Origin of the sequence: Hydrogenophaga palleronii, assembly GCF_031457455.1 — a bacterium.
GTDB classification, from domain to species: domain Bacteria; phylum Pseudomonadota; class Gammaproteobacteria; order Burkholderiales; family Burkholderiaceae_C; genus Hydrogenophaga; species Hydrogenophaga palleronii_A.
Map to the genome: position 1 here is coordinate 451,469 of NZ_JAVDWU010000001.1, position 11,902 is coordinate 463,370.

11 protein-coding genes and 1 riboswitch are annotated in these 11,902 nt (G+C 61.6%); of the genes, 1 reads left to right on the forward strand and 10 read right to left on the reverse strand.

The window, feature by feature from the left end; all coding sequences use genetic code 11:
• Positions 1-17: 17 nt before the first annotated feature.
• From J2W49_RS02115 to J2W49_RS02145, 7 genes are all read right to left on the reverse strand, one after another.
• Positions 18-596, reverse strand: coding sequence for a pilus assembly PilX family protein (locus J2W49_RS02115; RefSeq protein WP_310311135.1), 579 nt, complete (start codon positions 594-596; stop codon positions 18-20).
• Positions 593-1,630, reverse strand: coding sequence for a PilW family protein (locus tag J2W49_RS02120; protein ID WP_310311137.1), 1,038 nt, complete (start codon positions 1,628-1,630; stop codon positions 593-595). Before J2W49_RS02120 ends, J2W49_RS02115 begins: the two co-directional genes overlap by 4 nt.
• A gap of 11 nt (positions 1,631-1,641) precedes the next feature.
• Entirely contained in the window at positions 1,642-2,118 is a 477-nt protein-coding gene (gene pilV, locus J2W49_RS02125) for a type IV pilus modification protein PilV (protein WP_310311140.1), read from the reverse strand.
• Positions 2,108-2,623: a GspH/FimT family pseudopilin gene (locus J2W49_RS02130; RefSeq protein ID WP_405000981.1), complete on the reverse strand. Its 516-nt coding sequence runs from the start codon at positions 2,621-2,623 to the stop codon at positions 2,108-2,110. The genes pilV and J2W49_RS02130 overlap by 11 nt, the downstream gene beginning before the upstream one ends.
• 114 nt (positions 2,624-2,737) lie before the next feature.
• On the reverse strand, positions 2,738-3,196 hold the full coding sequence (nrdR, locus tag J2W49_RS02135; protein WP_310311145.1) for a transcriptional regulator NrdR: 459 nt from the start codon (positions 3,194-3,196) through the stop codon (positions 2,738-2,740).
• A gap of 30 nt (positions 3,197-3,226) precedes the next feature.
• Positions 3,227-4,471: a serine hydroxymethyltransferase gene (glyA, locus tag J2W49_RS02140; protein ID WP_310311148.1), complete on the reverse strand. Its 1,245-nt coding sequence runs from the start codon at positions 4,469-4,471 to the stop codon at positions 3,227-3,229.
• Positions 4,472-4,522: 51 nt separating this feature from the next.
• Positions 4,523-4,696, reverse strand: a riboswitch (ZMP/ZTP riboswitch).
• 67 nt (positions 4,697-4,763) lie between these two features.
• The gene (locus tag J2W49_RS02145; RefSeq protein WP_310311151.1) at positions 4,764-5,726 is read right to left on the reverse strand and encodes a lytic transglycosylase domain-containing protein; all 963 of its coding nucleotides are present in this window, start codon (positions 5,724-5,726) and stop codon (positions 4,764-4,766) included.
• A gap of 871 nt (positions 5,727-6,597) precedes the next feature.
• Here J2W49_RS02145 and J2W49_RS02150 point away from each other — a divergent pair.
• Positions 6,598-9,336 (forward strand): DUF349 domain-containing protein, encoded by a 2,739-nt coding sequence (locus J2W49_RS02150; protein WP_310311154.1) that lies wholly within the window; start codon positions 6,598-6,600, stop codon positions 9,334-9,336.
• 144 nt (positions 9,337-9,480) lie between these two features.
• Here J2W49_RS02150 and J2W49_RS02155 read toward each other — a convergent pair whose 3' ends face one another.
• From J2W49_RS02155 to J2W49_RS02165, 3 genes are all read right to left on the reverse strand, one after another.
• Entirely contained in the window at positions 9,481-10,347 is an 867-nt protein-coding gene (locus tag J2W49_RS02155; RefSeq protein WP_310311157.1) for a M90 family metallopeptidase, read from the reverse strand.
• A gap of 28 nt (positions 10,348-10,375) precedes the next feature.
• Positions 10,376-11,188 (reverse strand): UDP-2,3-diacylglucosamine diphosphatase, encoded by an 813-nt coding sequence (locus tag J2W49_RS02160; RefSeq protein WP_310311159.1) that lies wholly within the window; start codon positions 11,186-11,188, stop codon positions 10,376-10,378.
• 206 nt (positions 11,189-11,394) lie between these two features.
• A complete protein-coding gene (locus J2W49_RS02165; RefSeq protein ID WP_310311162.1) occupies positions 11,395-11,901 on the reverse strand; it encodes a peptidylprolyl isomerase in 507 nt (168 codons plus the stop codon).
• Between the last annotated feature and the right edge of the window lies 1 nt (position 11,902).

Here is an 11,902-nt window from a genome sequence, read left to right on the forward strand (position 1 = left end):
TCCGTATCTCAGGTGGTTTACTCCGTCGCATAGACGGATTGAAGAATCACTTCGGCGCGGTCGGCACCGGCTTGGCTGCGGGCTGAGATGCGGTAGCGGGCACAGGTGTTGTTCGCCAGCGGTTGGCTGGGGTCACAAGGGAAGGTGTTCCCCAGGAATTCCACAAAGTACTGCGGCGAGGATCCGGCCTGGGTGTTCAGGGTCACACCAGTTGCGTTGGTCCATCCCGTAAAGCCGGCAAGATTCCAGCGCCCTTCGCAGAAAGTTCCCGGCGGGGAGCAAAGGCCCCCAGAGCAAGATGAAGAGCACTGTGTGTTGTTGACAGGAGTGGTGAGTGCCAGAGCTTGGGCATGCCTGGGTGTTGCTGAAGCCTGAGCATCCGCAATGGCTTCACCGGCCCGGAGCCCCGCTTCTGCGGCCTGGAAGGCCAGACTGCGGTCGTAGAAGTTGGAGGCCATTTTTTCTTCCAGCACCACGTTGCGCAGGCTGGCTACCCCGACCAGAGTGATGAGCACCATCAGGATCAATGAAACGATCAGGGCAGCGCCGCGCTCGCGGCGCAGAGTGGCCTGGCGGATAACATGCAATTTTTTCATGGCAGGCGGTTGCGAAGGGTGACCACGTAAGTCATCTGGCGCTGAATGGGTGCGTTGTCGGTGCCGACGTTCTGCAGCGTCTGAAGTGTGAGAGTGACTCGGACTGCAGACACATCCGCCCAAGAGGTTACTGAGGTGGCGTCTACATAGTTGGTCGGCAGGGGGCCGGCGGCAGTAGGCTGAAGGTAGGTCAATTGAAGATCGGTGACGCCTTCGGCAATTTCTTCTGTGAGGGTGGAGGGCGTCCCACCGGAGTTGACCAAGCGCGCCCGGTAGAGAGATCTTCCTCCGCGGCCATTTGCGCCGACGTACCAGATTTCGCTCGACAAGCGGATCAAAAATCCACTGTCAAATACGTACTCATTTCCGTTCGCGCTAGAGCAATCGGTCGGGAAGCCCAAACCCTTGCTGCAGTTACCCGGCGTTCCTGTCCCTGAGTTGTGGACAACGGTATCATTGGTGGGCGAAGCGCTGGTTACTTGCAATAGGGCAGACTGCCGATAATTGCAAACCATGACGATCTCGCCATCGCTCAAGCCGTGGCTGGTGGTACCAAGTTGAAACTGAGCAGAAACAGGATTGTGGTCTTCAATAACTGCCCCTTGGTTTGCGTTGGCAAATACCAGAAATACTGCGTCGGTACCTTGAATCCTTTGGGCGGCAGCGGTGCCGAAGCCCACGCCGTCTGCAGCCACATCGTTGTCATAGCCCCGAATGCCATCTCCCCAGTTGGCCCACCAATGCGTGCCCGGGTTGTTGATCGTGTTGGCAGTCGGAATGCCACGACCACAAGGGCTACCACCAGCTTCGCGTAGTTGCCTTGCCATCAGCTCCACAGCGGTACGACCGCTTTCCTGCATGCGTGAGAGCTGTTCGGTGGTGCGGTAGGCCTGCTGGTTGCTGAGGAACACGCTGATGGCGCCCCCAACCAGAAACAGGCCAAGCGCCAGGGCGATCATCAGCTCGACCAGACCGAAGCCTCTGAGATGCTGGCGCGAAGGCAAGGGATTGCGGGTGCGTAGATGCCGGGTCATGGTGGTTCTTTTCACAGCACACTGATCGTTTCGACCGAATAGTTGTCACTGCCTTCTGTGGCGCGACTGTCATCCCAAAATACTCGAATCGTGCAGCGGTTACCCACGCAATTGATTTCGCCGCAAGTGGTGTCGCGATCTCCCAAGGTTTGTTTCATGGACTGCAACCACAGACGTTGGTCGTTGGTGATGAGCGTGCCGCCAGCGTTGACGTTGCAGGTCCTGTTCATGTTGTACTGCCCGGTACGGGCTGCATTCACATTGGCACGCATGGCGTCCAGCATGAGGTAAGTGAGGGTCACGGCCTGGCTGCGCTCGAAAGCGCTCTGGCCGTTTTTGAGCGCACGGCTCTGAAGGCCGGCGATGCCAAGAAGTCCGATGGCCAGCACAAGCACCGCAACCAGTACTTCGATAAGACCAACACCTCTCTGGGACGATCGCCTGCCGCTGGATGCTTGCCAAGCAAATGGACGGTACTTACTCAACATGGATAGACCCCGTGCGAATCCTGATGGTGCGTGTCTGAGCACCCGAAGTGATGGTGATCGTTCCGCCGGTGACCAGGGCGGTGCCGACCGCACTGCTGCCACAGGTACAGCTGTAAGGCAGGCCATCGGAACGGAAATCGGTGCAAATATCGGTTGCAGTCGTGTTTCCTTGGAGCGTGCCTTCCCGAATGGCGGTCGCTGAGGCGGGCGTGCGAACGATCCAGCCAGTGTTTGAATTGCAGAAGCGGTGGGTGGCATTCTTGCGAATGGCTTCGCTGCGTGCCGCCTGAAGGCCTCCAAGCAGTTCGTTGGATTGCGCAGCAACCCTATTTCGTTCCAGCATGTCCCGAAAACTTGGAACTGCTATGCCCAGCAGAACTGCTGCCACCGCCAGGGTCACCATCAATTCGATCATGGTGAATCCCTTGGAAAGGGTGATTGGGCTCCGCAGAATATGTGTCGACGTGTTCAAGCACTCTCCGTACAGGCAGTTACAAAAAATCACCAAGGCAGCAGTTTTTCCATACTGACTGATGAGCCTATCAGGGGAATGAAGGCCTTTTGTAAGAAGTGCGACGGACGGAAGAAGTTGCAGGTTGTACGGGAGCGGGGTGCTTTCTCAGGCCTTGGAGCGAGACGTTTCTCGCACGGCATCCATGAACTCGCTCACATCGTCAAAGCTCCGATACACGCTGGCAAACCGGATATACGCGACCTTGTCGAGCTTCTTGAGCTCGCGCATCACCATTTCACCGAGGCGGGCGGCAGGGACCTCGCGAGCGCCCAGGTTGAGCAGTTTTTCTTCAATTCGGTCAATCGCAGCGTCGACCTGTTCCGTGCTGACGGGGCGCTTGCGCAGCGCCAGGCTGAACGAGGCGCGCAGTTTGTCAGGAACGTAGTCCACACGGCGCCCGTCTTTTTTTACCACCGCGGGAAAACTCACGTCTGGCCGCTCATAGGTGGTGAATCGTTTTTCGCAATGGCCGCATTGCCGCCTGCGGCGGATGAAACCAGCGTCTTCAGACACACGGGTTTCCACGACCTGGGTTTCGAGATGACCGCAGAAGGGGCATTTCATGGGAGGTCGTGGATCGTATGTGTCATTAAATCAGCCGTAAACGGGGAAGCGGGCCGTGAGCGCGTTCACCTTGGCGCGAACCGCTTCAATATTGGCCGGATCGCGGGGGTTGTCCAGCACGTCGGCGATCAGGTTGGCGGTCAGCCGGGCTTCTTCGTCCTTGAAGCCCCGGGTGGTCATGGCTGGAGTGCCGATGCGCACGCCGCTGGTGACCATCGGTTTTTCCGGGTCGTTGGGGATGGCGTTCTTGTTGATGGTCATGTGGGCGCTGCCCAGCACGGCCTCGGCTTCCTTGCCAGTGATGCCTTTGGCGCGCAGATCGACCAGCATCACATGGCTTTCGGTGCGGCCGCTGACGATGCGCAGGCCGCGTGATGTGAGTGTTTCGGCGACGATGTGCGCATTTGTGAGCACTTGCTGCTGATATGCCTTGAATTCCGGCATCAGCGCTTCCTTGAAGGCCACCGCCTTGGCCGCGATCACGTGCATCAACGGGCCGCCTTGAAGCCCGGGGAAAATGGCGCTGTTGATGGCCTTTTCGTGCTCGGCCTTCATGAGGATGATGCCGCCGCGAGGCCCACGCAGGCTCTTGTGCGTGGTGGAGGTGACCACGTCGGCATGGGGCACCGGGTTGGGGTAGACGCCTGCCGCGATCAGGCCGGCGTAGTGCGCCATGTCGACCATGAAAATGGCCCCCACGTCCTTGGCCACTTTGGCAAATCGCTCGAAGTCGATGCGCAGGCTGTAGGCTGACGCGCCAGCGATGATCAGTTTGGGCTTGGTTTCGTGGGCCTTGCGCTCCATGGCCTCGTAGTCGATGGCTTCATTGGCGTCCAGGCCGTAAGACACCACGTTGAACCACTTGCCCGACATGTTCAGCGGCATGCCGTGGGTGAGGTGACCGCCTTCGGCCAGGCTCATGCCCATGATGGTGTCGCCGGGCTTCAGAAAGGCCAGAAACACGGCTTCGTTGGCAGAGGCGCCGCAGTGGGCTTGCACGTTGGCGGCATCGGCACCAAAGATCTGCTTGACGCGGTCAATGGCAAGTTGCTCGGCGATGTCCACGTATTCGCAGCCACCGTAGTAGCGCTTGCCCGGGTAGCCTTCGGCGTATTTGTTGGTGAGTTGGGTGCCTTGTGCGGCCATGACGGCCGGCGAGGCGTAGTTCTCGCTGGCGATCAGCTCGATGTGGTGTTCCTGGCGGGCGTTTTCGGCCTGAATGGCAGCGAACAATTCAGGGTCGGTTTGCTCGATGAGAATGTTGCGGTCGTACATGGTGGCAGTCTTGGGTGACGTGAATCCCTGTGCCTTGCGCGGTGCAATGACAGGGGCTGCCCAGGCGAACGGCTGAACGCCAGACCGACATACAAGGGTCAGGCGGCACGCTTCCCAGTGGTTGTCCCTTGCCTGCAGTTGCTCGGAAGGGGGTCCACGTCAACACCGCCACGCGGGTCATGCCCGGTTCCCGTGGTGTGCCTATCGCCAGTCGCGTACCCGCAGAGTTTAGCCGAGTGTCGTCAATCTGACGTCGGCCAATCCTGATCTGATCTCTACCCGATGGAGATCATCAGGATTGGGCAACCGTGACGTTGGTGGCTGGGGTGACACCTCCTGAAGGCTGCTGAACCGCATCATCTGCCACAGGAGCAATGGCGGGCGCTCGCCGCGCGGAGGCGTCTGGCAAGGTGGCCAGGGCAGACTCCGTGGAAACAGCGGCCGACTCCAACGGCGCAGGATCGACGGTAATGATGGGGCGTGCAGGGGCAATGTATCGAGGTACCGGCTTGCCCAGAGCCACGTGCTGCAGCCGCGTGTGCTCAGCCATCACCTTGTTGATGTAGTCGCTGCCATCGGAGGAAACGGCGCCCACGTAATAGCGAAGGCCCCCTTCGACGGACCCGGCTCGGCGAATGCAGTCCTTGAGCACCATCACGCCGACGCGAAGGTTGGTCAGTGGATCAAAGGCCGCCAGCTTGCCTCCGAAGTCTTCGTACTTTTCGGTGTGAACCTTGGTCAGCACCTGCATGAGTCCCTGAGCGCCCACCGGGCTCTGTGCGAAGGGATTGAACCGGGACTCGATTGCCATCACCGCCAGGATCAGGGTCGGGTCAATTTTCACCTTTTCGCCGATCTCAAAAGCCTCGCTCACCAGGACCGTCAACGGCTCAGGCGCCACCCGATATTTCTTGCTTAGCCAAAAAGCCACCCGGGCCTGCTGTTCGGGCAGCGATTGCGGATGAGCCGCCGTGACACGATCAATGGCGGTGGGTTCCGGGGCGATGGCCACCTGGGGGATAGTGTTCGCTTGTCGCTCCACCAGCCAACTCAGCAATTGTTGTTCGGCATTGGCTCTAAGGTCGCTCCGCGCGCCCAGCACGATGAGGCTCACGGCGAGGGCCGTGCCCATGAGCGCCAGCCCGTTGTGTGTGACTTCAAAAAACCCGCGGGCCACATCGCCCGCCGCAACTTTCACTGATGACCCCACGGCATGCAAGCCGCGAAGAGATGTGGGTTCGTTCGTTCTTTTCATGGTGTCGCTCCAGACTTCTCCAACCGGCCAGAGGGGCCGGTGGTTGGGGTGGGGTCGCCATCGGTGGCAGCACCTTGCAGGGTTGCCTCGGACTTAGCCTTGTGGGGCAGCGGTTAAGGGTTTACCCGTTGAATTGGGCAAAGCCAGCGGATGTTAGGTGGGGCTTAGTGTCAAGTCAAGTATAAAAACTCAATTTATATGCCAAAAAAGAATATCAAATGGAATGAAAAAGTTCCCCCACAGAGTTCGCTAGCGCGCAAGCGTGTGTGGCTGCGGCCTCTGAGAGCCTTACCTGCGGGACCTGGGACATTTACCGCTTGTCGCCCAAAAGCAACCCTTCATGTCTGATTCCTCCAATGTGAGGACGATGATGGGCGGGCAGGCCGTGATTGAAAATCTCCATCAAACCACGGTCTTGGAGGCTTGATGCGGTTGACGATACCGGGTAACCTGCAATCGCCTGTTGTCACAACAGGTGCTGCTGGTGACTCGATTCATTCGATAGCCGGCCCCAACGGGAGCAATCTGTTGCTTCCAGGCTGGGGAGACATCCATCTCTCTCCGCCAAATCCGACGGCATGAGCATTTAGCCCGCCGTCAACCCCGACGGGTTTGACCCGTCGGGGTTTCTTTTTTGTGCAATCGAGATGCGATATCCACTTTTTCACAGACCTTCCCTTGCTCGCGGCGGCGGAAGGCTTGCAGGAGCGAATGCCTCTTCTACTCATCTATCCAGGTGTCTTCTGGGATTCGCCCCTGGGCGTTGGCAGCGCCGCATGAGGTGCCTGCGCCAACAGCGGTGACAATACCGGGTTGCGAGCCGTGTTCTGATGGCCCAAGCGAATCATCTGCCCATCATCCATACCTCTCCATGTCGCTGTTCTCTCTGCGAAAATCCGCGCCCCAGTCCCCAGCCCCTGAATCTGCCGTGAACTCGCCTGCACCGTCCAAATCCGCCTCCGCCCATCCGCTGGACGCTCTCACCGGTGGTGCTTTTTCAGCACCCACCTCAGGCGAGCGCACCGCAAGAATTCGCGAGTGGCTCACGACCTCGCCTTCACTGGAGCAGATGTCTGACGTGTTCAAGGAGCTGTCTCACCGCGATCGGGGGGCATCCAAGCCACTGAAGGAAAAGCTCGACGAACTCAAGCGGCAGAAGAGTCAGGAGCAGATCGCCGTGGAATGGGCTGCCAAGGCGCAGGCGATGCTGGATCAGGCACGCCTCAATCTGGCCGATGCGCTGGCGTGGCAACGCGACGCGGCAAGGGCGGGAGCCCCCCTGTCGCGTGAGCCCCTGTCGGGACTGAAGCAAGCGCTTGGTGAACGCGTCAAGGCCATCGAGGACTTGCAGCACCGTGTGCAGGTCGAGCGGGAGGCGGCCGTCCTGATTGCCCAGCGCATTGAGGTGTTGTCGACCAAACCCTGGAAAGAGGCCCAGGCCAGCGCGCCTTCCTTGAGTGCCGACGTGAGCCATTGGCAGGAGCAAGTGGCTGGCCTCACAGAAGATCCCCAGTGGTCCAGCGTCGAGGCCAAATTCCCCACCATGCTGGATGCTTCCAGGAGCCAGCTGCAACTGGTCTGGGAGGCATTTGCAGCGGCGCTCGACCAAACCGTGGCAGCCGATGCAGATCCGCAGGCGCCATTGCCAGCCGTGCCGGTCTGGGCCGATGAGCTGCGCCTTGCCCGCGGGCAGGATGTCTCTGTCGCCGCTGAAAAGAACAATCAGAACACCCAGGCCGCGCAAGAGAAGCGCGCCCGCGCAGGCGCCGAGATCGACAAGGCGCTGACCGTGCTGGAGCGGGAACTGGCAGAAGGGCATGGCAAGGCCACGCCCAAGGCGGCCGCAGATGTGCGGGGCTTGCTCAAGACCCACGGCCGTCTGGTCAGTGCCGAACTGGAAGCCCGGGCGCATGCGGCGCTGTCTCAGGCAGGCGAGCTCGAAGGCTGGCAGCGCTGGCGGGCCGATCAATTGCGCGAAGAGCTGGTGGCCAAGGCCGAAGGTCTTTTGCGGGCGCCAGAGGGCCAGCGTCTGGGTGGCCGGAAGATGCAGGAAACGCTGCGCAGTCTGCGCGAACAATGGAAAACCACCGACCAGGGTGGTCAGGCCAACCATGCCCTGTGGAAACGCTTCGACGAGGCGTGTACCGAGGCGCACAAAGTGGTGGAGACCTGGCTGGCGCAGGTCCGGCAGCAGGCGGAGGTTCACAAGGCCCAACGCCTGGCCATCATTGACGAACTCAAGGCCTGGGCCGAGTTGCACGCTGCCAGCACTGACTGGAAGGCCCAGGTTCGGGAGTTGCACCGGTTTTCCGAGCGTTGGCGCGAAGCTGGGCATCTCAGTGAAAAAGCGTTTGCCGAATTGCAGCCTGCATGGAAAGACGTCATGCACAAGGCGCACGCGCCCCTGGAAGCGGCGCAGGCCGAGAGCACGGCGCGTCGTCGTGCCCTGATCGACGAAGCCGTTGCACTGGGTTCGGCTCCGCAGTTGCGTATTGATGCCGTCAAGGCGCTGCAACAGCGGTGGCAGGCCGAAGCGCACGCGGTGCCGCTGGAGCGCAAGCACGAACAAAAACTGTGGGAGGCCTTCCGGCAGCCCATCGACGACGCGTTTGCTCGCAAGAGCAGCGAACGTGAAAAAGCCGTCACGGCGCTCAGTGCGCACGATCAACGCGTGCTCGACGCTTCGCGGGCATTGGAAGCGGCCAGCGCCAGTGGAGACGCTCAGCGGATTCGGGAAGCCATGCAGTCACTTGAGCTGGCGCTCGCAGGGCAAGCCGATGCGGCAGCCAGCAAGGCTGAAGCAGTGAGTCAGCCTCCAGCGGCGCAAGCCGAAGTGGCCACTGATTCAACGACGGAGCAGTCTGCCGAAACAGTGGCTTCCGGCGAGCCAGCAGAGGACATGGCCGCGCAGGACAGCGAGGCCGATGTGAAGCCAGCGCCTGCCGCTCCGGCGTCCCCACCCAAGAAAGTGGTGGCGGTGCGAGGCGACGACCGGCCCGGCATGAAAAAGGCCGAGCCTGCCGCTCGCGATGGTCGCCGGGGGGATCGGCCCGATGGGCGCCGTGATGGACCGGGCATGGGCCGGGCCGACGCACGCGGCCGGGGCCCTGGCGCGTCGTCACCGTGGCGTGAAGAGCGCGAACCGCGTGGACCGCGTCTGGGCGACGCGGCCTTTCGTGCCCAGCGTCAGGCCATTGAAGCTGCCCAGATGAGCCTGCGTAAGCTCGCCGCGCAAGCTCATGGCGAGGTCCTGACCCAGCTGATGACCGCGTGGGAGCAGCGCGATGCCGAGCAGTTGCCGACGGCACAGGCTCTGGGGCCCCGCGTGAACGCGTCCAGCCGCAATGCCTGGGTCTCAGCGCTGGCCAAAAATGCCGGCCCGCTCCATGCTGAAGTGCTGCTCCGACTTGAAATCGCCGCTGAAGTGCCCACACCTGCCGAGCATCTGAGCGAGCGCCGCATGCTGCAACTGCAATTGCTCACGCGCAAGCACGCAGCCGCACCTGCTGAAACCTGGGTCGAAGATGTCGCATCGGTACTGGCATCCCGCTTTGATGCTGCGGCCGCGCGGCGCTTGCAGACTGTGCTGAAGAGCTTGTTGAAGCGCTGACTTGACCCACCCCCGCGCCGCTTCGCGTCACCCACTCAAGGGGGCGATACCTGTGGCCCGGCGGAGCCGGTTCCACGGTATCTCTGGATTGAGACATCTCGCTCCGGAGGAGTTGCACACCCCGCAGCGTTGCGCGCTACGCATTCAGGAGAGCGCACCATGTGCTTGGCGGGGTCTGAAAAAGCCGTCGTACAAAGGCAGCAGCGTCGGAAATTCTTCGCCAAACCGGTCGCGGCGCACGAAGTACGCTTCGCAGGTGACGGCAAAGAACTCTGCCGGATTCGTGGCCGCGTAGGCGTCCAGCCAAGGCGGTTCGACGCCAAATCGTTCCGACATGGACACGGCTTCGCGAAAGTCGTCAAACGCTTGTTGCATGGTCTGGCGCCAGAGGCGCTGGCCGCCGGCAAGCGAACCCGTCCCCAAAAAGCCGGATGGCAGCGGCGGGGCGCCACCGGGAGCGTCGCCCAGCCTGATGTCTCGCATGTCCATTTTGTGGACAAACTCGTGAATCACCAGATTGCTGCCGCTGGCGGCCGCCTCGCCCGCCATCGCCACCGCATCCCAGGTGAGCATGACAGGCCCGCGGTCCATGGCCTCGCCGGCCAGGACCTCGTTATAGTGATGCACCACCCCTGCGCCATCGACGACCTTTCTCCGGGCCACCACGGCGCCGGGCTGCACCACGATGCCGACGAAGTCGTCGTACCAGTCCAGCAACTCCAGCGGATCTGAAGCGGGCCGCCCCGACGGACTGTGCATGTGCAGCAAGGGAAGACAGGCTTGCGCAGCAATGGCCAATGCCATGGCATCGGTCAGACGCAGGCCGTTGGCGGGATGAAATTCCTTTTCGTTCAGAAAGTGGGCGCTCAACAGACGCAGACGTTGCTGTTCGACCGAACTCAGTTGGCCCAGAAACGCATAGGCGGCCACCACCTGGTTCCAGAGCCCATCGGGCACCGGCGGCGGGCGGCGCCATCGACGGGGCAGCCACCTCTGGATCAGGTCGAACATCGGCTGGTGCGGGTGGGGTGGCGGTTGTTCAGGGCGGCGTCATGGGTAGACGTTGCATGCCTTGGGCACCGATGCGCAACACCTCGGCTCGCGAGTGCTGGCCGCCGACCTCCCAGTCGCTGAGCACCACCCGCTGCAGTCCGCCGCCAAGCGGATGCTCGGCAGGACGGTGTGTGTGCCCATGTATGAGCGTCTGCGCCTGAGCGTGCAGCAACCACGCTTGTGCAGCAGGGTGATCCACGTCCGCCCAGCTGTGAGGGTCGCCCGCAGCGCTTTGCTTGCGCGCTTCGCTTTGCTGCCGCAGCTCGCGGGCGATGGCTTCGCGTTCTTCCAGCGGGCGCTCCAGAAACGTGCGCTGCCATTGTGGATGCCGGACCTGTTCCCGAAACTGCATGTAGTCGGTGTCGGCCAGGCAGAGTGCGTCACCATGGCTCAACAACCAGCGATGGTCCAGAAAATCCAGGGCGGTCGGGTCGCTCAGCAATTGCATGCCGCAGGCCTGTGCCGCGACTGGGCCCAAGAGAAAGTCGCGATTGCCCACCATGAAATACACCGGGGTCTGCTCGGCATGGGTGCGAATGACTTGGACGCATGTGCGCCAGAAATCGTGTTCAGCGGTACCAGTTTGAGCCAGTACATCGTCGCCCACCCAGACTTCAAAAAGGTCACCCAGGATGAACAGCGCGTCGGCCCGTTCAGTGAGCGGGCGTTCGAGGTAGCGCCGCCAGGCTTCGAACGTGGCCGGTTCGCTCGCCTGCAAGTGCAGGTCGGATATGAAATCGACCGTTTGCCAATGGGCCGGAGCCCGCAGCTCGGCAAAGCGGCCTGGGAGGTTATTCATGCCGGATAGGTGTGACCTACGCCACCCTCACCCCAACCCTCTCCCGACAGCGGGAGGGGGAACAAAGCCCGCAACGAAAGAAGTGGTGCCCAATCCAGAGGCACCGAAGGTCCGGCTCCGCCGGCCCATGGGTGCCGTCCCCCCTCCAAGCGCCCTGGGCGCGCCAGAGAGGGGGGACGCCGCGAAGCGGCGCAGGGGAGAGTCCATCAAAGCGCCACGGCCTTTTCAATCACCACGTCGTCCTTGGGCACGTCGTCATGGAAGCCTTTGCGACCGGTGGGCACGCCTTCGATCTTTTTGACGATGTCGGCACCGCCAACCACCTTGCCGAACACGGCGTAGCCCCATCCCTGGGCGCTGGGGGCGGTGTGGTTCAGGAAGCCGTTGTTCGCAACGTTGATGAAGAACTGGGCAGTGGCCGAATGGGGGTCACTGGTGCGAGCCATGGCCAGTGTGTAGGTGTCGTTCTTCAGGCCGTTGTTGGCCTCGTTGGTGATCGGGGCATCGGTGGGCTTCTGCGTCATGCCGGGTTCGAAGCCGCCGCCTTGGACCATGAAGCCCGGGATCACGCGGTGAAACACGGTGTTGTTGTAGTGACCCTTGTTCACATAGGCCAGGAAGTTGGCCGCAGACAGAGGGGCTTTTTCGGCATCGAGCTCGATGGTGATGACGCCGTGGTTGGCGATGTGCAGTTCGACTTGGGGGTTGGCCATG